Annotated in this window: 26 protein-coding genes and 7 tRNA genes; 10 read left to right on the forward strand and 23 right to left on the reverse strand. The window is 48.5% G+C overall.

What is annotated here, in order from left to right; all coding sequences use genetic code 11:
- Positions 1-32: 32 nt before the first annotated feature.
- Positions 33-1,475, forward strand: a complete 1,443-nt coding sequence (locus tag BLW68_RS12575; RefSeq protein ID WP_092793828.1) for an SLC13 family permease — start codon at positions 33-35, stop codon at positions 1,473-1,475.
- Positions 1,476-1,586: 111 nt separating this feature from the next.
- Here BLW68_RS12575 and BLW68_RS12580 read toward each other — a convergent pair.
- From BLW68_RS12580 to BLW68_RS12620, 9 genes are all read right to left on the reverse strand, one after another.
- A tRNA-Gly gene (locus tag BLW68_RS12580) sits at positions 1,587-1,662 on the reverse strand.
- A gap of 31 nt (positions 1,663-1,693) precedes the next feature.
- Positions 1,694-1,780 (reverse strand) — tRNA-Leu (locus BLW68_RS12585).
- Positions 1,781-1,845: 65 nt separating this feature from the next.
- Positions 1,846-1,919 (reverse strand) — tRNA-Cys (locus BLW68_RS12590).
- A gap of 30 nt (positions 1,920-1,949) precedes the next feature.
- A tRNA-Gly gene (locus tag BLW68_RS12595) sits at positions 1,950-2,025 on the reverse strand.
- 135 nt (positions 2,026-2,160) lie between these two features.
- Positions 2,161-2,715, reverse strand: a complete 555-nt coding sequence (pgsA, locus tag BLW68_RS12600; protein WP_068238239.1) for a CDP-diacylglycerol--glycerol-3-phosphate 3-phosphatidyltransferase — start codon at positions 2,713-2,715, stop codon at positions 2,161-2,163.
- 33 nt (positions 2,716-2,748) lie between these two features.
- Positions 2,749-4,566 carry an excinuclease ABC subunit UvrC gene (uvrC, locus tag BLW68_RS12605; RefSeq protein WP_092793830.1) on the reverse strand — a complete coding sequence of 606 codons (1,818 nt, stop codon included), beginning with the start codon at positions 4,564-4,566 and terminating at the stop codon, positions 2,749-2,751.
- On the reverse strand, positions 4,566-5,210 hold the full coding sequence (gene uvrY / locus BLW68_RS12610; protein ID WP_092793832.1) for a UvrY/SirA/GacA family response regulator transcription factor: 645 nt from the start codon (positions 5,208-5,210) through the stop codon (positions 4,566-4,568). The genes uvrC and uvrY overlap by 1 nt, the downstream gene beginning before the upstream one ends.
- A 209-nt stretch (positions 5,211-5,419) precedes the next feature.
- Positions 5,420-5,510, reverse strand: a tRNA-Ser gene (locus BLW68_RS12615).
- A gap of 185 nt (positions 5,511-5,695) precedes the next feature.
- Positions 5,696-5,786 (reverse strand) — tRNA-Ser (locus BLW68_RS12620).
- 164 nt (positions 5,787-5,950) lie between these two features.
- On the opposite strand from BLW68_RS12620, the gene BLW68_RS12625 reads away from it, so the two are divergent.
- The 5 genes from BLW68_RS12625 (at position 5,951) to BLW68_RS12645 (ending at position 8,004) form a co-directional block, all read left to right on the forward strand.
- On the forward strand, positions 5,951-6,619 hold the full coding sequence (locus BLW68_RS12625) for a Bax inhibitor-1/YccA family protein (RefSeq protein ID WP_092793834.1): 669 nt from the start codon (positions 5,951-5,953) through the stop codon (positions 6,617-6,619).
- 77 nt (positions 6,620-6,696) lie between these two features.
- The gene (tusD, locus tag BLW68_RS12630) at positions 6,697-7,059 is read left to right on the forward strand and encodes a sulfurtransferase complex subunit TusD (RefSeq protein ID WP_092793836.1); all 363 of its coding nucleotides are present in this window, start codon (positions 6,697-6,699) and stop codon (positions 7,057-7,059) included.
- Positions 7,059-7,415, forward strand: a complete 357-nt coding sequence (gene tusC, locus BLW68_RS12635; protein ID WP_092793837.1) for a sulfurtransferase complex subunit TusC — start codon at positions 7,059-7,061, stop codon at positions 7,413-7,415. The genes tusD and tusC overlap by 1 nt, the downstream gene beginning before the upstream one ends.
- Positions 7,415-7,681 carry a DsrH/TusB family sulfur metabolism protein gene (locus BLW68_RS12640; RefSeq protein ID WP_092793839.1) on the forward strand — a complete coding sequence of 89 codons (267 nt, stop codon included), beginning with the start codon at positions 7,415-7,417 and terminating at the stop codon, positions 7,679-7,681. The genes tusC and BLW68_RS12640 overlap by 1 nt, the downstream gene beginning before the upstream one ends.
- Entirely contained in the window at positions 7,669-8,004 is a 336-nt protein-coding gene (locus tag BLW68_RS12645; RefSeq protein WP_092793842.1) for a TusE/DsrC/DsvC family sulfur relay protein, read from the forward strand. Before BLW68_RS12640 ends, BLW68_RS12645 begins: the two co-directional genes overlap by 13 nt.
- A gap of 3 nt (positions 8,005-8,007) precedes the next feature.
- Here BLW68_RS12645 and BLW68_RS21140 read toward each other — a convergent pair whose 3' ends face one another.
- The 7 genes from BLW68_RS21140 to lrp form a co-directional block, all read right to left on the reverse strand.
- Entirely contained in the window at positions 8,008-8,154 is a 147-nt protein-coding gene (locus tag BLW68_RS21140; RefSeq protein WP_177172231.1) for a hypothetical protein, read from the reverse strand.
- Positions 8,155-8,219: 65 nt separating this feature from the next.
- The gene (serS, locus tag BLW68_RS12650) at positions 8,220-9,509 is read right to left on the reverse strand and encodes a serine--tRNA ligase (protein ID WP_092793844.1); all 1,290 of its coding nucleotides are present in this window, start codon (positions 9,507-9,509) and stop codon (positions 8,220-8,222) included.
- Between the two features lie 5 nt (positions 9,510-9,514).
- Positions 9,515-9,889, reverse strand: coding sequence for a fluoride efflux transporter CrcB (crcB, locus tag BLW68_RS12655; RefSeq protein WP_092793847.1), 375 nt, complete (start codon positions 9,887-9,889; stop codon positions 9,515-9,517).
- Complete coding sequence (locus BLW68_RS12660; RefSeq protein ID WP_092793932.1) at positions 9,889-11,229, reverse strand: replication-associated recombination protein A; 1,341 nt, start codon at positions 11,227-11,229, stop codon at positions 9,889-9,891. Before BLW68_RS12660 ends, crcB begins: the two co-directional genes overlap by 1 nt.
- Positions 11,230-11,233: 4 nt before the next feature.
- Complete coding sequence (gene lolA, locus BLW68_RS12665; protein WP_092793850.1) at positions 11,234-11,845, reverse strand: outer membrane lipoprotein periplasmic chaperone LolA; 612 nt, start codon at positions 11,843-11,845, stop codon at positions 11,234-11,236.
- Positions 11,846-14,302 (reverse strand): DNA translocase FtsK, encoded by a 2,457-nt coding sequence (locus BLW68_RS12670; RefSeq protein WP_092793851.1) that lies wholly within the window; start codon positions 14,300-14,302, stop codon positions 11,846-11,848. It lies immediately after the preceding gene.
- Positions 14,303-14,423: 121 nt separating this feature from the next.
- Positions 14,424-14,924 (reverse strand): leucine-responsive transcriptional regulator Lrp, encoded by a 501-nt coding sequence (gene lrp, locus BLW68_RS12675; RefSeq protein ID WP_092793854.1) that lies wholly within the window; start codon positions 14,922-14,924, stop codon positions 14,424-14,426.
- Positions 14,925-15,072: 148 nt separating this feature from the next.
- Here lrp and ald point away from each other — a divergent pair, with 148 nt between their 5' ends.
- Both ald and cspE read left to right on the forward strand, forming a co-directional pair.
- Positions 15,073-16,191, forward strand: coding sequence for an alanine dehydrogenase (gene ald, locus BLW68_RS12685; RefSeq protein ID WP_092793859.1), 1,119 nt, complete (start codon positions 15,073-15,075; stop codon positions 16,189-16,191).
- A gap of 310 nt (positions 16,192-16,501) precedes the next feature.
- Positions 16,502-16,711: a transcription antiterminator/RNA stability regulator CspE gene (cspE, locus tag BLW68_RS12690; RefSeq protein WP_027670166.1), complete on the forward strand. Its 210-nt coding sequence runs from the start codon at positions 16,502-16,504 to the stop codon at positions 16,709-16,711.
- Positions 16,712-16,829: 118 nt separating this feature from the next.
- On the opposite strand, the gene BLW68_RS12695 is transcribed toward cspE, so the two are convergent.
- The 3 genes from BLW68_RS12695 to BLW68_RS12705 are packed head-to-tail and all read right to left on the reverse strand — an operon-like array spanning position 16,830 to position 19,061.
- Positions 16,830-17,075 (reverse strand): DUF2960 domain-containing protein, encoded by a 246-nt coding sequence (locus BLW68_RS12695; protein WP_068238202.1) that lies wholly within the window; start codon positions 17,073-17,075, stop codon positions 16,830-16,832.
- A complete protein-coding gene (locus BLW68_RS12700; protein ID WP_092793861.1) occupies positions 17,059-17,934 on the reverse strand; it encodes an EamA/DMT transporter family protein in 876 nt (291 codons plus the stop codon). Before BLW68_RS12700 ends, BLW68_RS12695 begins: the two co-directional genes overlap by 17 nt.
- Positions 17,931-19,061, reverse strand: a complete 1,131-nt coding sequence (locus BLW68_RS12705; RefSeq protein ID WP_245728336.1) for a lysophospholipid acyltransferase family protein — start codon at positions 19,059-19,061, stop codon at positions 17,931-17,933. Before BLW68_RS12705 ends, BLW68_RS12700 begins: the two co-directional genes overlap by 4 nt.
- A gap of 173 nt (positions 19,062-19,234) precedes the next feature.
- Here BLW68_RS12705 and BLW68_RS12710 point away from each other — a divergent pair, with 173 nt between their 5' ends.
- Positions 19,235-20,749 (forward strand): leucyl aminopeptidase, encoded by a 1,515-nt coding sequence (locus BLW68_RS12710; RefSeq protein ID WP_092793862.1) that lies wholly within the window; start codon positions 19,235-19,237, stop codon positions 20,747-20,749.
- Positions 20,750-20,777: 28 nt separating this feature from the next.
- Here the strand turns inward: BLW68_RS12710 and BLW68_RS12715 are convergent, their stop codons facing one another.
- The gene (locus BLW68_RS12715) at positions 20,778-21,650 is read right to left on the reverse strand and encodes an EamA family transporter (protein WP_092793864.1); all 873 of its coding nucleotides are present in this window, start codon (positions 21,648-21,650) and stop codon (positions 20,778-20,780) included.
- Between the two features lie 103 nt (positions 21,651-21,753).
- Entirely contained in the window at positions 21,754-22,725 is a 972-nt protein-coding gene (locus tag BLW68_RS12720; RefSeq protein ID WP_092793866.1) for a DUF4382 domain-containing protein, read from the reverse strand.
- Positions 22,726-22,881: 156 nt separating this feature from the next.
- Between BLW68_RS12720 and BLW68_RS12725 the strand changes: the two genes are divergently transcribed.
- Positions 22,882-22,958, forward strand: a tRNA-Pro gene (locus BLW68_RS12725).
- A 67-nt stretch (positions 22,959-23,025) separates the two neighbouring features.
- On the opposite strand, the gene BLW68_RS21260 is transcribed toward BLW68_RS12725, so the two are convergent.
- Together BLW68_RS21260 and BLW68_RS21265 are read right to left on the reverse strand one after the other, a co-directional pair.
- Positions 23,026-23,847, reverse strand: coding sequence for a methyl-accepting chemotaxis protein (locus BLW68_RS21260; RefSeq protein ID WP_218141367.1), 822 nt, complete (start codon positions 23,845-23,847; stop codon positions 23,026-23,028).
- Positions 23,848-23,886: 39 nt separating this feature from the next.
- Complete coding sequence (locus tag BLW68_RS21265; RefSeq protein ID WP_218141368.1) at positions 23,887-24,729, reverse strand: cache domain-containing protein; 843 nt, start codon at positions 24,727-24,729, stop codon at positions 23,887-23,889.
- Positions 24,730-24,849: the final 120 nt, after the last annotated feature.

The raw sequence follows: 24,849 nt of genomic DNA on the forward strand, positions 1-24,849 counted from the left end.
CACTTGGATAATTAACGCAACCAGGGGTCGTTATGCATATGCAGTTTAAATTACCGTTTTATATTACGTTGCTGCTTGGGCCTTTACTGTTTTTACTGACATTAGTCTCAGAACCGGTGTTTAGCGATATGTCAGTAAATGCCTGGCTGATTACCGGCCTCACCTGCTGGATGGCCTTGTGGTGGATAACAGAGCCGGTGCCGATACCGGTTACGGCCATGCTGCCGATTGTTATAGTGCCACTTATTAGCCTTGATACTATAGGCAATGTGACAGCGCCCTACGCTCATCCGTTAATTTTCTTGTTTCTTGGCGGCTTTATGTTGTCAATTGCCATGGAACGCTGGAACCTGCACAAACGCATTGCGCTATTAACCATGCTGTTGGTAGGTACCAAACCCAGCCAGCAAATTGCCGGTATTATGCTGGTAACAGCTTTTTTATCTATGTGGATGTCTAATACAGCAACCGCCGTAATGATGTTACCGATTGGTTTGTCTGTTATTGCTATGCAGCAAGAGCAAGGTGTCAGTAACGATAATTTTGCCAAAGCCATTTTGTTATCCATTGCCTATGCCGCCAGCATTGGTGGTATAGCCACCTTAATTGGCACACCGCCTAATGCCCTGCTTGCTGCCTATCTGGAACGCAGTTATCAGTTACAACTAAGCTTTAGTGACTGGATGCTGTTTGGTGTGCCGCTGGCAGTTAGTTTGTTACTGGTATGCTGGTTCTGGCTGACACAGGTGCATTTCCGCCTGGACAAGATGCCATCAGTAGATAGCCGCGCGTTATACCGGCAAAAGCTATCAGCATTGGGTGTTATGCATAATGCTGAAAAGTTAGTGCTGATAGTGTTTTCACTGGCAGCTTTTTTCTGGGTATTTCGTGGGCCCCTTAGCAATATCAGCGGCATTAAACTGGACGATACGTTAATTGCTATCTTTGCGGCCAGTTTGCTGTTTATCTTACCGGTGTCATTAAAAACCGGCCAACGCATTCTGAACTGGGAAGATTGCCAAAAGTTACCCTGGGGCGTATTGCTGTTATTTGGCGGTGGTTTAACGCTGGCAACCCAAATCGATAACTCAGGCTTATCGGCTTATATCGCCACACAAATTGGCCAGCTTGGCAGCATTAATCTGGTTTTGCTGATTGTTCTGGTTACCACGGTAATTATTTTTCTCACCGAGATCACCAGCAATACCGCCACCGCAGCGGCATTTCTGCCACTATTGGGGCCGGTGGCCGTATCGCTGGACACCTCAGCCGCCATGCTGGTGATCCCGGCAGCAGTGGCAGCCAGTTGTGCCTTTATGATGCCGGTAGCCACCCCGCCAAATGCCATAGTGTTTGCATCCGGCAAGCTGAAAATTATTGATATGGTAAAAGCCGGCCTGGCGCTGAACCTGGCGGCCATAGTGCTGATTACACTAGCGGTGTTATTCCTGGCGCGTTATATATTTGATTTTTAAGCTTGCCCCCCACCCGGCCGACGGGTGGGCAATATGTCGACAATAAAGAATGCAGGCAATAAAAAATGCAGATAATAAAAAACGCAGCCAATGGGCTGCGTTTTTTATGTTTGGAGCGAGTAACGAGGTTCGAACTCGTGACCTCGACCTTGGCAAGGTCGCGCTCTACCAGCTGAGCTATACTCGCGAAAATCTGGTTATTTACTCTTAGTGAGTAATGGTGCCCGGGGCCGGACTTGAACCGGCACGCCCTTTCGAGCGAGGGATTTTAAATCCCTTGTGTCTACCGATTTCACCACCCGGGCAGACAACTTTACTGTGTCAATTTTACTGTGTTACTTTTCTGGTTTTACCAGATAAAACTGTGTGATGGAGGCGGGTCCCGGAGTCGAACCGAGATGGACGGATTTGCAATCCGCTGCATGGCCATTCTGCCAACCCGCCATTCAAACAATTTTCACTCTTTGAAAGAGTTGGAGCGAGTAACGAGGTTCGAACTCGTGACCTCGACCTTGGCAAGGTCGCGCTCTACCAGCTGAGCTATACTCGCGTTGTTATGGCCATGTGCCTTAACACGAGACGCATTCTACTGTTTTAATTCAGCCAGTCAATAATAAATTTTTGCTTTTATGACTGACTGATTAAAATTTGACTGAGTTGCGCTAATAAGCAACAAAAACAGTTATTAATGTATCAAATCCCGCCACGCTGCTTTGAGGTAACTGTACATAGACCATATTGTCAGCACCGTGGCGATATACAGTAACAGCATACCTACCGGCGTAAACCAGCTTACCAGCCAGAACTCCGGCCGCCAGATCAGGCCAATTAATGCCAGCATCTGGGCAATAGTTTTATACTTGCCTAAATTAGATACCGCCACATTAGCCCGCTTACCCAGCTCTGCCATCCACTCGCGTAAGGCAGAAATGACAATTTCGCGGCCTATCATAATAATGGCCGGTATAGTCACCCAAAGCGATACACTGTCTACCGCTATCAGCACCAGCGCCACGGCAACCATCACCTTATCAGCTACCGGGTCAAGAAAAGCGCCAAACGGCGTAGACTGCTCTAACTTACGCGCCAGATAACCATCCAGTGCATCGGTAATAGCCGCCAGGCAAAATACAAATGACGCCCAGAACCGGGCATTCTCCATACCTGAATAAAAACATAAGATAAAAACCGGGATCAGAAACAGTCGGAACAGGGTTAACAGATTGGGAATATTCCACATCTTAATATTCTCTACGGCATGTATGCCGCTATGCTACTTGTTATGACAGGCATGGTAAATCTTTTCTGCCTGTGCTTTTGATATTCCCGGCACTGAGCTAAGCTCGGTAACGGAAGCGCGCATTACGCCCTGTAAGCCGCCAAGATACTGCAACAGAGCCTGACGCCGTTTTTCACCGATACCTTTTACTTGCTCCAGCGGGCTTTTAATCAGCGCTTTGCCACGTTTATTACGATGCCCGGTAATAGCAAAACGATGCGCCTCATCGCGAATTTGCTGAATAAGGTGCAATGCCGGTGCATCAGCCGGCAAATTAATGCTGCGTCCGCTTTGTGCCAGAATAAGGGTTTCAAGGCCAGGCTTACGGCTGGTACCTTTAGCCACTCCTACCAGCAATGGCATTTTGGCATGTGGCCAGTTAGCAAATTGTGTTATGGCAATATTCAGCTGGCCCTGACCACCGTCAATAAAAATAATATCCGGTATTTTTTCTTCATCCTGCAGCTTAGTGTAACGCTTGTCCAGCGCAAACTGCATGGCTGCGTAGTCATCGCCACCGGTGATACCGGTGACATTATAACGGCGGTACTCTGCTTTATATGGCCCCTGATCATCAAACACCACACAGGATGCTATCGTTGCCTGCCCCATGGTATGGCTGATATCAAAACACTCCATCCGTGTTATCGGCTGTTCTAACTGCAATAACTGTTGCAACTGCTGATAGCGTAATGCCATTTTCTGGCTAAGCGATTGCTTGTTGTCACAAGACAGCTGGGCATTTTTTTGCGCCAGGCTAAGATATTGCGCTTTCTCGCCACGCTGGGCATAAGTAATGCGCACTTTGCGACCGGCAATTTCACTGATTGCGGCTGCTACCGCGTCCATTTCCGGCAGTGGCTTGGCAATCACAATCTCCCGCGGCATTTGCTGGGTGCCATAACCATCAAGATAAAACTGCAGCAAAAAAGCGCTGAGAATTTCGCTCTCTTCAGTATCTGCCGGCACTTTAGGAAAGTAAGCTTTGCTGCCCAGCACCTTTTGCTGACGAACAAAAAGTACATGTACTGCGGCCACCCCGTGCGAATAAGCAAAACCAATAATATCCATTTCGTCGTGCTCGCCACTGACGCTTTGCTGTTCCTGCACTTTTCGCAGCGCAATAATTTTATCGCGTAGCTGGGCCGCCTGTTCAAACTGCAGCGTCTCACTGGCCTGTGTCATGCGTTGCACCAAGTTATCAATAACCTGCTGATCTTTGCCCTGCAGAAATAAACTGGCCAGCCGCACCTGCTGCTGGTATTCCTCATCAGAAATTTTCCCGACACAGGGTGCTGAGCAAAGTTTTAGCTGGTACTGCAAGCATGGCCGGGTTCTGGCACGATAAAAGCCATCTTCACACTGGCGGATGGGAAAAATTTTCTGCAGGCTTTTCAGGCTTTGCCACACCGCCCCTGCATTGGGGTAAGGGCCAAAATACTGCCCGGCACTTTTACGGGGCCCGCGGTGCGAACTGATACGCGGATGCTTATGATCGCTGATTAAAATATAAGGGTAAGATTTGTCATCCCGCAGCAATACGTTGTAACGCGGCAAAAACTGCTTAATAAGGTTGTTTTCCAGGATCAGTGCTTCGGTTTCGCTATGTGTCAGAGTGTATTCAACCTGCACTATCTGGCTAACCAGAGAACGGGTTTTTATACTGTCAACATTAGTGCGAAAATAGCTACTGAGCCTGGCGCGCAGATCTTTAGCTTTACCAACATAAATAACCTGATCCGCGGCGTTTAGCATACGATAAACGCCGGGCTGGTGAGGAACCTGCTTTAAAAAGGTTTTAGCGTCAAACATCAGGCTTTAGCGATGTCAATCATGCCATGGCGCAATGCCATATGAGTCAGCTCTACATCGCCACTGATTGCCAGCTTTTCAAACATCCGGTAACGATATGAGTTCACCGTTTTAGCACTGACATTCAGCTGATCGGCAATATCATTTACTTTTTGTCCCTGCGTAATCATCATCATGATTTGCAGTTCGCGGTCGGATAAATCATCAAATGGGTTCTGGCTTTGGTTATTCACTTTACTCATGGCCATTTTCTGCGCCACTTCATCAGAAATATGCCGGGCACCAGAATACACTTTACGTATTGCAGCCACCATTTCCCGCGGCGGTGAATTTTTTGAAATAAATCCTGCCGCCCCTAATTGCATGACTTTAGTCGGCACCGGCTCTTCGCAGGATACCGACAACGCCAGCACTTTAATGTCCGGACAATAATGTAAAATACGCTTTGTTGCCGTCATACCGCCCATACCGGGCATATTCATATCCATCAACACCACATCGGGCTCGTGTTGACGGCAAAATTGTAATGCTTCTTCGCCAGAGCCAGCCTCGCCAATCACCTTGATACCGCGCTCATCCATTAGTATGCGACTGATCCCAGTACGAACAAGCTCATGATCATCAACTAACAGAACGTTAATCAATTTCGCTCTCCGGATTACTGGATATTAGAATTATTCTAGCTGTCTAGCATAGCCGAGCATCAGCCATTTTGCTAAACAAATTAAATCAATAAACGTTGTTTTGCACTGTTGCAGCTTAGTGTGCCAGAAAGGTTAACCATATGAAACAAATCTATATGATTTGAGATGATTTGCGTGGAGGTAATTGATAACAGATAAAAACAGGAAAGTGGCGGAGGGAGAGAGATTCGAACTCTCGGTGGGCTATTAACCCACGCCGGTTTTCAAGACCGGTGCATTAAACCGCTCTGCCATCCCTCCGCGTTACAGGGCGCATATTAGAAACTGGCTGCGGCTTTGTAAAGCGCTTTTTTGCTATTTTCAGCCGTTTGCTTAGTAAATCATCAACAAAGCCATTTATCAGACAATTAATCTGCGCAAAACGCCCTGCCAGCTCCAACTTAATTGTACCAAAACAAAAAAACCACCGGTAAAGGTGGTTTTAGTGGCGGAGGGAGAGAGATTCGAACTCTCGGTGGGCTATTAACCCACGCCGGTTTTCAAGACCGGTGCATTAAACCGCTCTGCCATCCCTCCGGCGACGCGTATATTAATCAGTTAGAACGGCAAAAGAAAGCACTAAATGCAAAAAAATTAACGCTATTATCAATTTGTATCCTCAGGCACTGGTCTGGCGGGAACTAACTGGGTATGATGGCATCAAATGCGTTAATAAACCTTTGTATCAGGAGAACATAATTATGTCATACAGAGAAACCTCTACTCTCAGTACTGCCGGACGTAGTGTTGAGATTAATAAAGTACTGCGCAACACCTACTTTTTGCTGGCAATGACGTTAGCATTTAGTGCGGCAGCGGCAGGCGTCGCCATGGCGCTGAACATGTCACCTATGATGTCTCTGGTGTGTTTTGTTGCTGGTTTTATCATGCTGTTTGTGGTGAATAAAAAGGCAGATTCTGCCAGTGGTATTTTCTGGGTGTTTGCTTTTACCGCAGCGATGGGTGCGTCGTTAGGCCCAATGCTTAATCATTATGCCGGCTTGCCAAATGGTACTGCATTAATTATGCAGGCACTGGGCGGTACTGCGCTGATTTTCTTCAGTCTGTCAGCTTATGCCCTTACCACACGTAAAGACTTCTCTTTTATGGGTGGTTTTTTAATGGTAGGTCTTATCGTGGTGCTGGTAGCCGCACTGGCAAATATTTTCCTGGCCATTCCGGCATTAAGCCTGACAATCAGCGCCGCTATTATCCTGATTATGTCAGCACTTATCCTGTTTGATACCAGCCGTATTATTAATGGCGGTGAAACCAACTATATCCGCGCTACAGTAAGTTTGTACCTGAATGTATTTAACATTTTCGTCCACCTGCTGCAGCTGCTGGGTATTTTTGGTGGTGATGATTAAGCTCAGCGCTTTGCCTTAATCAGGTTATTCGCTAAAATGCCCCGCCAGTCGGGGCATTTTTGTTTTTAGGATCCGCTATGACATGCTTTGGATTGCTGCTTACCAGCGATAGCTTTGCCAGCCAAAGCCTGGCCAGTGCACTGTTGTTTGCTAAAACAGCGGTTAATCACGGCCACAGTATTGACCATATATTTTTATATCAGGATGCCGTCTATAGCGCAGCAAACCATATCGATTTGCCCGCTGATGAACCCGATCTAAGCGCTGAACTGGCACAGTTTTGTCAGCAGCAGAATATTCCTTTACTGTTTTGTGTCACTGCAGCCGAAAAACGGGGTGTAACCGGAAGCAACCTGAGTGCACGCCCCGGCTATATTGCTGCCGGCCTGGCAGAATTTGCTATGCGCCAGGCAAACATTGATAAACTGGTGCAATTTTAATGCGTAATATTCTGTTATTGCAGCGCAGCAGCCCCTTTAACAACAGTAAAGGGCGTGAGGCACTGGATATAGCCCTGGCGCTGGCGGCGGTAGAGCATACTGTCAGCGTGCTATTCAGTGCTGATGCGGTGTATCAGCTACTGCCAACGCAAGACCAGCCAGATTTTAAGCTTAAAGCGTATCCGCGCAGTTTTAAGCTGTTTGCGCTGTATGATATTGAGCAGGTATATGTTTGCCAGCAGTCACTTAAGCAGCGCGGTATTCATGCTTCAGATTTAAGTATTGACGTTACAGAACTCGATACTCAGGCTATAGCAGAACTGTTTGCCCGCCAACATCAGGTTATCAGCAGCTAATGAAATTAATCAGCGTTATTAATCCGTCAGTGAGCCTGAGTGAGCTAAGCCTGATATGCCAGCCTCAGGATATTATTTTGCTACGCCAGGATGCAGTCTATCTGTGCTTACGCACTGATCTTAGCTGGCCTAGCCAGCTTTACGCGCTGGATGTGGATATACAGGTAAGGCAAATCAAACCGCTGGCAGCAGTAACCGTTATCAGCGCCCAGCGTTGGGTTGAGCTGAGTATTAGCGCAGAGCAGAATGTGTTATGGCAGAATTGATATTAAATGATGCGCCGCTGGCGCTGGATAAACATGGCTATCTGGCAGATATGCAACAGTGGAATATGCAAGTGGCAGAAGAGTTTGCCCGGCTGGAAAACATTAACCTGACTGATGCACATTGGGAAGTGGTGCATTTTGTGCGGCAGTTTTATCTGGAATTTAATACTTCCCCTGCTATCCGCATTCTGGTAAAAGCCATGGCGCAGCAGCTAGGCCCGGATAAAGGCAACAGTAAATACTTGTTTATGTTGTTCCCACAGGGGCCAGCCAAGCAGGCAACCCGCATAGCGGGGTTACCTAAACCGGCAAAATGCCTGTAACCCTTAGGCCGCGTCTCCGATAATACCCACAATAGCCTCCAGGGTAATAAGGGCAAACACTGCAACAATACCGATGATAATAGCCCAGTAAATAGCCCGCATCAGAGCCGGATTGCTTTGTTTAATACTTTTACGCGGTTTTGGCGCCATTTAGCTATCCTTATAAAGCTCCACCCAGTATAGCTGACGTGGAGCTAACGACGACCAGCAGCTTATCAGCCTAGCTGTTGTAAGCCACCCATGTAAGGGCGCAGTACTTCAGGCACGGTGATAGTACCGTCTGCCTGTTGATAGTTTTCCAGAATAGCCACCAGAGTACGCCCTACTGCCAAAGCAGAGCCATTTAAGGTATGGATCAGTTCTGGCTTTTTCATCTCAGCGCTGCGATAACGCGCCTGCATACGCCGGGCCTGGAAATCACCCATATTGCTGCAGGATGAAATTTCGCGGTAAGTATTTTGTGCTGGCAGCCATACTTCCAGATCATAAGTTTTGCTGGAGCCAAAGCCCATATCACCGGTACATAACAGCATGACACGGTATGGCAGGCCTAACAACTGCAACACTTTTTCAGCATGGCCGGTTAACTCTTCCAGTGCCTGCATAGAGTGCTCAGGTTGCACCAGTTGCACCAGTTCTACTTTGTCAAACTGATGCTGGCGGATTAAACCACGGGTATCACGGCCGTAAGAGCCAGCCTCACTTCTGAAACATGGTGTATGGGCAGTATATTTAACCGGTAATTCGGTAGCGTCAAAAATGGTGTCACGGGCTAAGTTAGTTACCGGCACTTCCGCAGTTGGAATAAGCGCCATGCCCTGCCCCTCTTCGGTAGCGGGCTGGGTATGGAATAAATCAGCGCCGAATTTTGGCAACTGGCCGGTGCCATATAAGCTGGCATGATTTACCAGATAAGGGACATAAAGTTCAGTGTAACCATGCTCGGTGGTGTGTAAATCCAGCATAAACTGGGTTAACGCACGGTGCAGCCTGGCTACCTGGCCACGCATTACAACAAAACGTGAACCGGCAACTTTTACTGCACTTTCAAAATCCAGCCCTTTATCCAGCGCTTCGCCCAAAGCGACATGATCCTGAATAGTAAACTCAAACCCGCGTGGCTGACCAAAACGACGTACTTCTACGTTTTGTGTTTCGTCCTTGCCGGCTGGCACTGACGCATCCGGTAAGTTAGGAATAGTCAGAGCAATTTGCTCTACTTCTGACAGTACTGCATCCAGTTGCTGCTTGGCAGCATCAAGCTGAGCCCCCAGGCCATCAACTTCTGCCAGCAGTGGCGTAATATCTTCACCGCGGCCTTTAGCCTGACCAATGGCTTTGGATTTGGTATTACGCAGGTTTTGCAGCTCCTGCGTGTCTATCTGTAAAGTGCGGCGCTGCTCTTCGAGCGCTGTTAAACGCGCCACATCCAGTACAAAGCCACGCTGGGCCAGACGGTTGGCGGTTTCAGTTAATTCGGTACGTAAAAATTTCGCATCTAGCATAGTAATTACTTCATTGAACCCAGTTTAAGCCCTAACCAGGCAAGCGTTAAACACAACAACACATTTAATAATACGTTGGCGATTGCTTTTAGCCAGTCGCCTTGCTGTATTAACAAGACGGAATCCAGCGAAAAGGTTGAAAACGTGGTAAAGGCACCGATAAGGCCAATAGCTATCAGTGCCCGCCAGGGTGATACCGCCAGCACACCACTGCTGAACAGCGCATACAACCAACCCAGCACAAAAGAACCCAGAATATTAACCAGCAAAGTACCAAAAGGGAATGACTTACCTAAAACATTCATTGCCAGCTCGTTAACGCCATAGCGCAAGCATGCTCCTACTGCACCGCCGATAGCTACAGCCAGATAAGTCAGCATTATTTATCTCTCTTGCGTGGGCTGTCGGCATCAAGCTGCTTCAGGTAACGCAGCTTCTCTGCCAGTTGCTTTTCCATGCCGCGCTCTACCGGCTGATAAAATTGCTGTCCGGCAAGCTCTGCCGGTAAATAACGCTCGCCGGCGGCATAAGCACCGGCTTCGTCATGCGCATAACGATACCCTTCGCCAAAACCCAGCTGCTTCATTAACTTAGTTGGTGCATTGCGCAAATGCAGCGGCACCTCAAAAGCGGGTTGTTCTGCTACCAGCTGTTTAAGCTGATTAAAGGCGCTATACACGGCATTACTTTTCGGTGCCAGCGCCAGATACACTGCAGCCTGGGCAATAGCCCGCTCACCTTCGGCCGGCCCTACCCGTTCAAAAGTATCCCAGGCGTTTAGTGCCAGTGTCAGTGCGCGCGGATCGGCGTTACCAATATCTTCACTGGCAATGGCCAGCAGCCGCCTGGCAACATACAGCGGATCGCCGCCACCGGCCAGAATACGGCAATACCAATACAAGGCTGCGTCAGGATCTGAGCCGCGTACTGATTTATGAAAGGCTGAAATCAGGTCATAAAACATATCACCCTGGTTATCAAAGCCCGGTAACTGCTTTGGCACCAGATTTTTCAGCGTATCAAAGCTTATCACTTTGCCGTCGCTATCAGCCTCGGTAAGCTCTGCCGCTTGTTCCAGCAGGTTGAGTAACTTACGCGCGTCACCGTCGGCCAGTTGTAACAGCAATTGCTCAGCATCGGCTGCCAGGCGCACAGCCTCAAGGCCCAAGCCACGCTCTTTATCTGTCAGAGCCTGTGCCAATACCTGCTGTAAATCGGTATTAGTCAGCGGTTTGAGTACACACACCCGGGCACGGGATAAAATGGCGTTGTTCAGGGCAAAAGATGGGTTTTCAGTGGTGGCACCAATAAAAATAATGGTGCCATCCTCAATAAAAGGTAAAAAGGCATCTTGCTGGCTTTTATTAAAACGGTGTACCTCATCGACAAACAGCAAGGTACGCTGCTGATACTGCTGCTGGCGTTGCTGCGCCTGTGCAATGGCTTCGCGAATTTCTTTAATACCGCAGGTTACTGCAGACAATTTGCTGATAGCTGCATCAGCATGCCGGGCTATAACTTCTGCCAGAGTGGTTTTACCGGTGCCCGGCGGGCCCCATAAAATAAGCGAAAACACCCGCCCGGCTTCAATTGCTTTTTTAAGTGCGGTGCCTTCGCCGATTAAATGTTGCTGCCCTGCATATTCGGCCAGTGTTTGCGGCCGCATTCTGGCAGCCAGCGGGCGAAAGTCATCAGCAAAATCAAGTGGCAATGAGTTCACAGTGTTACCGCTGGCGCTGATCGTCAATATCAGTATGCTCTGGCGGATTAAACCGGAACAAGCCTTTGTCCAGCTCAATATTCAGCTGCATTAAAGTGAAATTAAACTCGCTGGTTTGCTGGTTCATATCCAGTACCTGCATTTTAGATAACGCCGCGCCGGCGAAGCTCAATGTTAGCTGTTTTACCGGGCTATCGGCGTCTTTGGAGCGGATCACAAACAGCTCGCCTTGTTGCTCTACATTATACTGGGCCCAAAGCTCAGGCTTCGTTGATGTGAGTAACACAAAGGGAGTGCGGTTTACTTCACTGGCAGCATCATAAATGGTTAACTGTTCCAGCGCTTCATTATAAAACCACAGGCTTTGGCCATCGCCAATAAACAGGTTTGGCTCGGGCTCCGTGGTTTCAAAGCGGAACAGTGCCGGCTGCTTGATCATCAGCTCGCCTTTACCCTGTTGCAGCAACTGCTTTTGGGCATCAAACACCTGCTGCTCAAAACTGGCAGAAAAACTTTTAATACTGGCCAGTTTACGTTGTAGCGTCTGCTCAGCATTTTGCGCCACAGCAGAAACAGAACTACACAACACAACAACCGCTAGCAAACTACGTAGCATTTAATATCCTTTTGGTGGCGGTGGAGCCATCACTTCACGATTACCATTGTGGCCGGGGCCACTGACAATACCGCTGTGTTCCATTTGTTCTACCAAACGGGCGGCACGGTTATACCCTATACGAAACTTGCGCTGTACACCGGACACCGAAGCTCGGCGGCTTTCGGTAACAAAGGCCACGGCCTGATCATACAGCGGATCGGCTTCACCATCTTCACCTTCGAGGGTTTCACCCGGCAGCAGATTTTCTTCGGTGGTTTCGCCGCTTAAAATTTCAGCAATATAGTTTGGCTTACCGCGTTTTTTCCAGTCGGCAACCACAGCATGCACTTCATGGTCGTCCACAAAGGCACCATGCACCCGGTTTGGTACACCTGAGCCTGGTGGCAGATACAGCATATCGCCCTGTCCCAGTAAGCTTTCAGCGCCTTGTTGATCCAAAATAGTACGGGAGTCAATTTTCGATGACACCTGAAATGCTATCCGGGTAGGGATATTGGCTTTAATTAAACCGGTAATCACATCTACCGACGGCCGCTGGGTAGCTAAGATCAGGTGAATACCTGCCGCCCGCGCTTTTTGCGCAATACGGGCAATCAACTCTTCTACTTTTTTACCAACAATCATCATCATGTCGGCAAATTCGTCGATAACCACAACAATAGACGGTAATTTCTCTAATAACGGGGCTTCAGTACGCATATTATCTGACGGGCGCCACAGCGGATCTTTTAACGGAGCGCCGTCTGCAATCGCTTCTTTAACTTTGGCGTTATAGCCTTTGAGATTACGTACACCCAGCGCAGACATCAGTTTATAGCGCCGCTCCATCTCGCCGACACACCAGCGTAAACCATTGGCGGCGTCCTTCATGTCGGTAACCACTTCGGTCAGCAGGTGCGGAATACCTTCATAAATAGACAGCTCAAGCATTTTCGGGTCGATCATTAAAAAGCGCACATCATCCGGCGTCGATTTATACAACAGGCTGCAAATCATTACGTTTACGCCAACCGACTTACCAGAGCCTGTCGTACCTGCCACTAGCAAATGCGGCATTTTGGCCAGATCAGCCACTACCGACTTACCGGCAATATCTTTACCCAATACCATTGTCAGTGGTGACTTAGAGCTTTCAAATATCTCATCACCAATCACTTCAGATAAACGCACAATTTCGCGGTGCTGGTTTGGCAGCTCTAAACCGATAAAAGACTTACCCGGAATAACTTCCACTACCCGCACACTGATAGCAGATAACGAGCGCGCCAAATCTTTGGCCAGGCCGGTAATTTTACTGACTTTAACACCAGGCGCTAAATCCAGCTCAAAGCGGGTTACCACAGGGCCCGGGTGTACACCGACGACTTTAGCGTCAACATTAAAATCAAGCAGCTTTGCCTCTACCAAACGTGACACCCGCTCTAAATCAGCCGGATCTATCGGGTTTACAGCTTTATCAGGCCGGTCCAGCAACGCCAGTGATGGCAGCTCCTCCATCAAATGCGATACTTCTTCGCTGTCATCTTCTTCATCTGCAATTTCAGTCAGAATGGTTTCAATTTCAGAATCTGGCGGTAAATCCAATTGTTGCAGAGTATCACTCCAGCGTGCAGCGTCCGGTTCATCAATAGCACTGAACGACAACTCTTCATCAGCCAGCGTATCCACACTGTAAAACGCCTTAGCTTCAGTTTTGGCATTTAACGGCGTGATCGGCAAAGTATCAGCCACCGGCTTACTCAGCTGCGGTGTTTTACGTGGCTTCTCGGCTATAACTACAGGCTCATCGTCAAATTCATCTTGCTCCGGTTCAGCAGCAAAAGGGTCATAGTCGTCTTTACTACGTTCACGTAAGCGTTGTGGCACAGACATAGCAAACTGCACTGCGCTGTAACAGGCCGCGCCCAGCGCATCAGCTACCGTTAGCCAGGAAATACCTGTCATTAACGTTAAGCCGGTAGCAAAACCACACAACAACAGTAAAACAGTACCAATAAAATTAAAGTACGGCAGCAAGGCGCCACTAACGACATCACCTATAACTCCGCCGGATGAAAAATAAAAAATATCATTAAAATTCATACTGCTTATTGCTGTTGCCGTTAACAGTGTTAGTACCAGGCCAATCAGGCGGAGGCCCAGGATCAAATAATCCAGGCTCATTAAATCGTGAAAACGTTTAAACAGCAGATAACCGGCCAATGCCACCAAAAATGGAATCAGGTAGGCAATCCAGCCAAAACTGAATAATAATAAATCGGCCAGCCAGGCACCTATTGGCCCGGCGTAATTATGAATGCTGGTTTGGTAACCGGTTTGCGACCAGCTGGGATCGGCGGGATCAAAAGATAACAATGCCAATAACAGAAATAAGGCAAAGCCGGAAAACACAATTAATCCGACTTCCAGCAAGCGCTGTACACCGTTTAGCGGAAAATAAGCTCGGTTTTGCAAATGAAAGACCCTACCTTTTTTATCATCGTTTTTTGTTCAAGCGCACCAGAGTGTAGTACTGCAGGCTAAGATACCAGAGACACTGTAAAAGTGCATCCGTGAAGCACGGCTGAACCGCTAATTAGCTGCTTGGCGCCACATTTATCGCAACAAAGGTGGTTTGCTTCACCTCTTCCATCACCACATAAGTGCGGCTTTCGCGCACACTGGGTAATCTGAGCAGAGTTTCCCCCAACAGTTCCCGGTAGGCTGCCATATTGGCCACCCTGGTTTTCAGCAAAAAATCGAAGCTGCCGGATACCAGATGGCACTCCTGAATTTCTTCCAGTTTTTGCACGGCTTTGCTGAATTCGTCAAAATCTTCCGGCGAGGTTTTACTTAAGGTAATTTCGACAAACACCAGTAACGCGGCGCCCACTTTATGTGGGTCAATTTGTGCACTGTAGCCTAAAATCACGCCCTCAGCTTCAAGCTTACGCACCCGCTCGAGGCAGGGAGTCGGGCTAAGCCCTACCCTGCGCGCCAGTTCTACGTTGGCTAAACGGCCGTCGCGTTGTAACTCCAGCAGTATTTTGCGATCTATCCTGTCTAACTTCTTGATACTTTTACTTAAAGAGTACATAGCAGCTAAAAAATTCGCTTTTTAAATTTAAACAGAATTTTGCACTACTGCAGAGCCATAAAACAAGCATTAATTCTACAAAATTAGCAGTATACTGCGCACAAATTTTACCCAAGCCAACATTTACCTCAGAAAAGGGCATAACATTATGATCATTGGCGTACCAAAAGAAATTAAAAACCATGAATACCGCGTAGGCATGACGCCGGCAAGCGTGCGTGAACTGGTAAATAACAAACACAGCGTACTGATTGAAACCCATGCAGGCATGGGCATCGGCTTTACTGACGAAGATTACACTGCTGCCGGTGCTACTGTTCTGGCCACTGCTGCTGAAATTTTTGCCAAAGCTGACATGATTGTTAAAGTAAAAGAACCTCAGGCAGTTGAGCGCGCTATGCTGCGTGAAGGCCAAATCCTGTTTACCTACCTGCACCTGGCACCTGATTTACCGCAAACGCAGGATCTGATCAAATCAAAAGCAATTTGTATTGCCTATGAAACTGTAACAGACAACCGTGGCGGCTTACCGCTGTTAGCGCCAATGTCTGAAGTGGCCGGCCGGATGTCAATTCAGGCCGGCGCCCGCGCGCTGGAGAAATCCTGTGGTGGCCGCGGTATGTTATTAGGTGGTGTACCGGGCGTGGCTCCGGCTAAAGTTGTCGTGATCGGTGGTGGTATGGTTGGTACTAACGCTGCGCAAATGGCACTGGGTTTAGGTGCTGACGTTACCGTGCTGGACCGCAGTGTTGATGTACTGCGCCGTATTAATGCCCAGTTTAACGGTGCAGTAAAAGCTATTTACTCTACCGCTGATGCACTGGAGCAGGAAGTACTGGCGGCTGACTTAGTGATCGGTGGTGTGCTGGTACCAGGCGCTGCGGCTCCTAAACTGGTTACCAAAGACCACATCAAGCGGATGAAACCCGGCTCAGCTATTGTTGATGTTGCTATCGACCAGGGCGGCTGTGTGGAAACCTCTAAGCCAACTACCCATGCTGAACCTACCTATATAGTGGACGACGTTGTGCACTACTGTGTAGCTAACATGCCGGGTGCTGTGCCACGCACCTCTACCTTTGCACTGAACAATGCCACCCTGCCGTTTATTCTGCGTTTAGCTAATAAAGGCTACAAGCAGGCGCTGCTGGATGATCAGCATTTAATGAATGGCTTAAACGTGATGAATGGCCATGTAACTAACCAAAGCGTTGCCGAGGCACTGGGTTTTGCTTTTGTTGAGCCTAAAATTGCATTAAATGCTTAATGCTCAATAAATAACCAACTTCGATTAAGGCCGCTTTTGCGGCCTTTTTTATTTTTTTACGCTTTTTTATTACCAGACAACGGTTTATTTGCATTTTGCTATATACATTCGTTCCAGACCTGTTATAGTGATTCCCGGCCTGTAAAGCAGACCTATGTAACAAAATGTTTATGAAAACTTCGCTACACAGCTTCATTGTAAGTCATGTCCTGAAGATTCACGCACGTTTGGCCGCATAAGTAAGGTAACAGTCAGGCTAAAAGCGCAATTAAGCGTCAATTAGTTTTATTAAAATTTTTAGGAGTCATTCATGGCTAAAGTAACTGGTGTAGTAAAGTGGTTCAACGCTGATAAAGGTTTCGGTTTCATTACTCAGGATAACGGCGGCGCTGACGCATTCGTTCACTTCCGTGCTATCCAAACTGAAGGTTACAAAACCTTAAACGAAGGCCAACGCGTAGCTTTCGAAATCGAACAAGGCCAAAAAGGCCCACAAGCTGCTAACGTTACAGTTCTGTAATTTAAGCACTTGCTAAAAAAAGGACACCGCGGTGTCCTTTTTTATTGCCTGTAATTTGATATAAAAAATAAGCGCCAGATACAGGCGCCCTATTCATACTACCTGCAGGGCAAATACCCTACTGCTCTTCTCTGACAAAAGCGATATCAGCAAACCCCATACGGGCAAATTCTTGTTGGCGGTAGTTTTTCACTGCTGCGCCTCGCTTGGCGGTCATTGCCACTTGCTGCTCCATCGCCAGAAAGCGGGTTAAATCTATGCCCTCAGCGGCAGCGACGGCTTCGTACATATCATGGTGTTTGTCATAACTGAAATTAATCACTTTGCGCTGCTTGTTAAAGGTATAGCTAATTTGTCTGGCCATTTGCCCCTCCGGGTTTAACTGCGCTGCGTAAAGGCTTACACAACATACAGGATAGTACTAATAACACCGAGCCTGTTGCCAGAGTCAGTAAATTCTCATTACGGTTCCACAGCAGAATATTCACCAGTAAACCGGCCGGGATCAGCATATTGTTCATTACTGCCAACATGCCGCTGCTGACCAGGGTAGCGCCTTTATTCCACCAGTAGTAACCACCACCGGATGCCACCAAACCAAGCCATAGCAACACTGCCCATTGGCTGCTGTGCTGCGGGTACTGCGCCGAGCCCAGTAACAACCAGGCCGGCAGCACTACCGCAAGCGCCCCCAGATAAAACCAGCCAAAGACCTGATGCTGTACTAACTTAACCGGCTGCTTGGCCAGCAGCACTTTATAACCTACCTGGCCAATGGCAAAACACAGGTTGGCGCCCTGCACTACGGCAAAACCCAGCCAGTAATCTTCAGTTAAGCCTTTATAGCGCATTAGCGCTGCTGCAATAACAGCCAGTAACGCCGCCAGTAAAAAGCGATACTGAAACCGGCGCTGCAGCGCATCGTAAAGTAAGGTGATGTATACCGGTGTAAAAATGGTGAAAATTAATACTTCCGGCACCGTTAGCAATATAAATGACTGATAATAAAACAAATACATCAGCCCAAGCTGCACAGCCCCCAGGGCTGATAATCTGCAGGCCAGTTGCCAGGGTAACCGGCGCATAAAGGGTATAAATACCAGCAAAGCCAGTACCACCCGCAGCAAAACAGCAAAGTAAGCATCTACCTGACCGGCCAGATATACCCCGATCAGGCTAAAAGAAAACGCCCATAACAGGGTTACGCCAACCAGATAGCTCAAGTGCTGTGTTCCGTCTGCTGTTGTAGTTGTTGCTTAATCAGCGGCGCGGCATAAAGTGCACTTAGCATAGGGGCAGCGCCTGTGGGCAAGGTTTGTAAACGCTGTTGCCACAGCTCTACAACAGCCTCATCTACAGAAACGTGTTGCTGGCCTGCTGCCAGATAATTTACCGGAAACAACCGGTACTGTTGCCAGATCTGCTGGTCAATTACAGCAGCCAGTTGCTCCGGCTCTGCTGGCACAGTAGTTAAGGGTTTGCCAAAAGCCACATGCACCCGGCCTTTATAACCAACTATGCCTTTAATAATGCTGTCGATATCTTCAAACTCGCCTTTTTGATACGAGCCCTCGGTGTGCTTTTGCCACAACTCGTTAATTTTATTGATATCACAGGGGTCATATTCGTACGACAAACACACCGGCACAATGTTTAAACCGGCCATATAAGTGGCAAAATCTTCGCCGCGTTTTTTGCCTTCCATATAAAACATTTTCAGAATAGCCGGATCGGTTTCATCATTACCGTCTTTGGCGCGGCCTTCTTTTTGTGCAATCCATACCGACTGCTGCTGTTGCAGCGAATGCTTAATATAGGCCGATAACTGCGAGAAGTTTTTCAGCATTTCGCGTGGACCTTTGGCACCGCGCTTAACAATAAAACTTTTATTTAGCTTCATCAGCTCGGTAGCACAGGCTTTGCGCAGCAGATTGTCACCAATAGCAATGCGCACTGTATCAAAACCGTTATGATGCAAACACCAGTTTACCAATGCCGGATCCATGGCAATATCCCGATGATTAGACACAAACAGGTAAGCCTGGCTGGGTGTCAGGTTTTCCAGGCCCGACACAGTAATTTTATTGGTGGTGTTGTCTATCATCCGGTCCATAAAACTGGCAACCTGCTTTTGCACCGCATGCACACTGTTTAATTTGGCCCAGCGCCGTTTTAAGGCAAATTTCACCATAGGCGACAGCAACCAGCCGAACGGGCCGGATAAATGCGGAAAACGGTAATGCAAAATAGCCTGAATAAACTCGTCATCGGCAATTAAACGGGCTATTGCCGGCGCGACTTCATCATCATTGTACGGCCGGATATCGGCATATAAATCTTGGTCTGGCACAGGGATCACTACGTATGAGGCTCAAAGAGCGAACTATTTTACTGAGTTAATCAAAATTCACCAGTACCGACAACCAATTGTTTTATAACATGCTGCGAACGGCTTATCGCATTGGAGTTGCATCAGCTGAATTTGCTGCAGACAATACAAGAAACCACACAAGGACTTAACACATGCACAGAATAATTACCGCAGCCCTGATACTGCTAAGCTTTACCACTTGCGCTACCGCCTTTGATATCCGCTTTACTGAGCAGGCCAATACCGATGCCGATACATTAATAGTACTTGGCGCCAGTAATACCCCCTTACAACAGGATGCTCTGAAGCAACTGGCCAGCAGCGAAAATTTTAGCGGTAAATCCGGCCAGAGCCTGCAGTGGCTAAGCCCGGCCGCCCCCTATAACACCTACAAACGTGTCGTAGTGTTCGGTGTTGGTAACGTTGCAGAGCACACTACAAGTAACGCGGCCAACGCCGGCGCTGATCTTGCCCGCTTGCTGACTAAATCAGCCGGAAAAAATATCGTTATTGATGCCAGCCAGATTAACAGCAGCCTGGCCGACACTGAGCTGGCAGCACAGCTGGCGTTCGGCGCTACCCTAAGCGCTTATACCTTTACGCGCTACAAAGCTAAAGCTGCTGATGGCAAAGCGGATACCCAAAGCCAACAACTGAATTTTGTGGTTGCCAATGCCAGCGAAGCACAGCGTCGCCACGCCCAATTAAGTGCCATTGCTAATGGTGTCACTCTGGCGCGGGATCTCACCAATGAGCCAGCTATGGGGCTGTCACCGGCTAATTTTGCCGACAAAGCCAATGAGCTGAAAAAACTGGGGGTAAAAGTTACTATTTTCGATGAAAACGCGCTGCAAAAAAATAATATGGGCGCCATTTTAGCCGTTGGCCGTGGCAGTGCCCGCCCTCCGCGTTTGGTTATTGCCCACTGGCAAGGCAGCCAGCAGGCACCGCTGGCAATTATCGGTAAAGGTATTACCTTTGACACCGGCGGCTATAACCTGAAAACCCAGGCAGATTCTATTATCCGTATGACCAGCGATATGGCTGGTGCCGCTGCAGCACTGGGTACTATTGCCGCTTTAGCCGAGCAAAAAGCAGCGGTAAATGTGGTGGTCGTTATGGCACTGGCAGAAAATATGATTTCTGACCGCGCCTACCTGCCCGGTGATGTGGTGAATACCGCCGCCGGCATTAGCGTTGAAGTGATTAATACCGATGCTGAAGGCCGCATGGTAATGGCCGATGCGCTCTGGTACGCCGAAAAACACTACAAGCCACGCGCTATGGTAGATATTGCCACCCTGACCGGCGCTAAAGTAACAGCGCTTGGCGCCTACTATGCCGGTGTATTTAGCAAAAATGATAATCTGGTGGCGCAATTACAGCAGGCCGGCGAGCAGGTAAACGAGAAACTATGGCGCCTGCCGCTTAGCGACGACATGCTGCCAGAGCTGAAAAGCCGTATTGCCGATCTGCGTAATGGCGGCCGCAGTGCCGGTGCGTCAACCGCAGCGCTGTTTTTACAGCAGTTTGTCGGCAGCACGCCCTTTGCACATATTGATATTGCCGGTAATGCCCTGGCCAACAGTAGCAGCGGTATTACTCCTGAAGGGGCAACCGGCTATGGCGTACAACTGCTAACGCAATGGGCGCTAACCCAGCCTTAATAAAAGCAATAGCCTGAGGCTGTTTGCCTCAGGCCCACATTACCGCAATAGCGGCCAGTACAATCAATGCCAGGCCCCAGTGGTCGGCTTTTTGCAGTTTTTCTTTAAATACAAAAGCAGAAATCAGCAGCATAAACAGCACTTCAACCTGCCCCAGGGTTTTTACCAGTGCCACCGATTCCAGGCTCATGGCGGTAAACCAACCTATAGAGCCGACGCAACTGCATAGGCTGATCAGTAAGGTAAGTTTAGGCCGCTGCCATAAAGCCGTTAGCGTGGGCCGGTCTTTTAACGTTAACCACAGCAGCAATAACAGCGTTTGCAGCATAATAACCAGCAGCAATACCCAGGCTGCACCATAGGGAAAAGGCAAGCCCAGTACCAAACTGGCCTGGCGCACCCACAAGGATGTCAGCGCAAACGCTAAACCGCTGCCAAGGCCCAGCAACAACACCGGCACGGACAACTGGCGTAAACTGGCACCACTGAGTAAAAATACCGCACAACCGCCTAAAGCAACGCCAAACCAGCCCAGAGCGGTTAACGACTCACTAAAAAACACCACGCCCAGCACCGCAGCCAACACGGCTTCACTTTTTGCCAGGCCGGCACCTATGGCGTAGTTTCTTAACTTAAACAGTTTTACCATCAGGGCTGTAGCCAGTATTTGTGCCAAAGAGGCAGCAACAATAAAACCGGCAAAATGGCCGCTAAATACCGGCATAGCCACCGGCTGCCACTGATATAACAGGTATAAATAAAGCGCCGCTAAAGGCGAAGCCCAGATAAAACGCGCCAGCGTAACACCGGCTACGCTAACGTCTTTACTTAGTTGTTTTTGAAACGCATTGCGCCAGGCCTGCATAAATGCAGCCAGCAAGGTAAAAGGGATCCACAGCACTGCGACACACCCGAAGACGTAAAGACGGCTATGCTAACAAGAAAGCGTAAAAGTTGATAGCTGGCCGCAGTAATAGCGGCCATTCAATAAGCTGATGGGCTCTTTAGTCCATAAAGTCCACTTCAACCGGTGTTGCTGTAGGGCTTACCACCACATTTTTCGCCTGCAAAAAGCTGATATCGTCGGCCGCTTCAGGGTTGTCATCTACGTCACAGCTTAGCGCTACGGTGTAATTATCGGCCTTAATAAAACCAATACTGTAGTGGTATGCACTTACACCGTCAAAGTACACGTTGGTACTGGCATAAGGCTGATAGGTTTTATTGCCGCCATTATCCGATAACTCATTCAGCGGCCGATCTGCGCCCTGATACAAATACACCGCCGCTACCGGCACAGAGGCATCTGAGGGAGCCACAGCGCAATTATTATTGATTAGCAACCCCTCTGCTACCTGGCCGGTTAAATGGCCAACCTCAGTGTTATTAACTAGGCGCAAGCCGGTTGGTTTCATTAAGTAAGCATTTTGCCCCGGCGGGTTAATCAGCGCCTTGCGTAAATCAAACTCCAGTGTGTAATTAGCATTCCCGCCTTCAACCAGCGTTAAACTGCCCAGCTTTAATTCATTTGACGGCACCTGTAACGGCTCACGCATGCCATCTTCCAGCTCTACATAACTGCCAGGTGCAATTTCCAGCCGCAGTTGGCCATAATTGCCAGCCTCAATATCTGCATCGGTTAGCAGCGCTTCAGATTTAGCACCATCGAGCAACAGTAAATCTATGCCACGGGTATTGGGAATAATAGTGCCCTGGGCGTCACGGCATTCATCATTCGCCTCTGCCGCCGCATCATCATCCCCTACCGTAAAACTCTGATTGCCCACGCCGTTGCCGGTTAACTCAATTTCGCTAAAACACAGCATAACGACTTTCGCGCCATTTACCGGTGCATCGCTTACTGCCAAACTAAAGCGGGTCATCTGCGGTTGTAAATCATCGTCAGAGTCGCTGCCGCACGCAGCCAGTAACGACAACGACGCCAGTACGGCACTTGTCAGTATTGTCTGTTTCATTAATTTGTCCTCCGTTAGTGCAACCTAACTAATAGCAGTAAAGACTGAATGGTTACTTAATTGTTCAGCAGGCTATTGTTAAACTGGCGAAAATTGCTGCAGTCAGGCGATACAGCATTGCATTCTGGCGGGGAATCATTATGATACGCGCTACGTCGGTACGTAGCGCAGCTTGGTAGCGCACTTCGCTGGGGGTGAAGGGGTCGGAGGTTCGAATCCTCTCGTACCGACCATTAAATTCCTCAAAACAAAGCCCCGCTTTCGCGGGGCTTTGTTTTTTCTGCACTTACCTATATTGGTTTAGAGTTTAAAACCACTCAGCGACTTTTTCATATCACTGGCCATTTTTCGCAGTTGCTGGCTGGCTACAGATAGCTCGGTCGATTTTGCCGTGGTGCTTTCTACTGCAGTGGCGATATTCTCCATATTTTCATTGATGGTGCCCGACACCACTGCCAGCTCTTCGGTGGCGCTGGCCAATTGGTCGTTAACGTCGGTAATGCTGGATACTGCCGTATTAATGCGTTTTAGCGCCTCATTGGCCTGCTGCGAGCACACTATGGTTTGCTCAGTTTCAGCTTTGCTTTGCGCCATAGATTGCACGGCGTTGGCAGAGTCCTGCTGAATACCCTGAATACGTTTATTGATATCTTGCGTAGAGGCCTGCGAACGGCTGGCCAAAGTGCGTACTTCGTCAGCTACCACGGCAAAACCGCGGCCCATTTCACCGGCGCGGGCAGCTTCAATTGCGGCGTTTAGTGCCAGCAGGTTGGTTTGCTCAGCTATGGCGCCGATAACATCGGTTACTGCCCCAACCTCTTCGCCGCGTTTGGATAACTGCGCAATAACCTCAGATACCTGCTCTAACTTCAGCTTTAACGCATCAATAGCAGTAATGGTTTGGCCTACCGAAGTTACCCCGTTTTGCGTTTCGGTATCAGCATCACGGGCGGCTTTGGCGGCAGTAGTGGCGCTGCGGGCCATATCTTCACAGGTGGCAGTCATTTCATTTACAGCGGTAGCAACCTGTGCAGTTTGATCCATCACATTTTGCAAAATCTGCTGCGTTTGCTGGCTGCTGTCGTCTAACGCTTCAGATTGCATGGCCAGTTGTTCGGCCATCGATATTTGCTGGCTGATAATACTGCGCAGCTGATTAACCTAAATGCTAAGGGCGGCCAGCAGACTATCGTTGTCACCACTTCGCAGGGCAAACTGTACCGAGAAATCACCTGCTGCAACCTGCTGTACCAGAAGCTTAGTGTCAGCAACTTCGCCGCCGAGTGAGCGCAGTAACCAACTGCGGATAAACAACGATACGCCCGCCGTTAATAGAATAACAATAAGCACTACTACGCCGATTTGCAGCGCAACAGCCCAGAATGCCGCTTTTACATCATCAATATAAATACCTGAGCCCAGCACCCAACCCCAGTTATCGTCTTTGGCCACATAAGACAGCTTGGTATAGCGCTCTTCGGTTACCCCGCCACCTTTGATTGGTTTAGGCCACTGATACTCGACAAAACCATTGCCATAGCGCCCTATTACGTCAACGAAGCTGACAAACAAATTGGCATTATTTAAGGTTTGCTGCTGGCTGCCATCGCGGTTGCGCATTAAGGTGGCATGGTTAAAATTTGGCCTGTCCAGTACAGTGCCATCTAACGTTGGCACTGTCGGGTGCATAATCATTTTGGGAATGGGCCGGCCGGTGTCGTTAATCCAGATATATTCGGTACCATCGTAACGTATGGCTTTAATGGCGGCCATGGCTTGTTGCTGTGCCTGCTCTTTACTCAGGCTGCCACTTTGCTCCAGTGCCTGATAATGCTTTACCAGGCTAAGGGCACTGTCAATTACAGCTACTACTCTATTTTCTCTGCCCTCTATCAGGCTGTGCTGCAATGCATTTAATGCCACTGCACCAAGTACCACAAAACCAAGCAATGCCAACAAAGGAATGCTTAACAAACGCCCGCCTACGGTTTTCCAAAATCCCATGATGTATCCTTTTTTATCTACTTCGATGTTCCTGATTTAGCAGCTAAATTCGCTACCAGAGTCAAAGCTTTTTTTACTTTATCAGCATAGCTGGCGCTTTATAAGCTGTCACATCTTGTA

This window comes from Rheinheimera pacifica (assembly GCF_900108485.1).
In the GTDB taxonomy this organism is placed as follows: Bacteria; Pseudomonadota; Gammaproteobacteria; order Enterobacterales; family Alteromonadaceae; genus Alishewanella; species Alishewanella pacifica.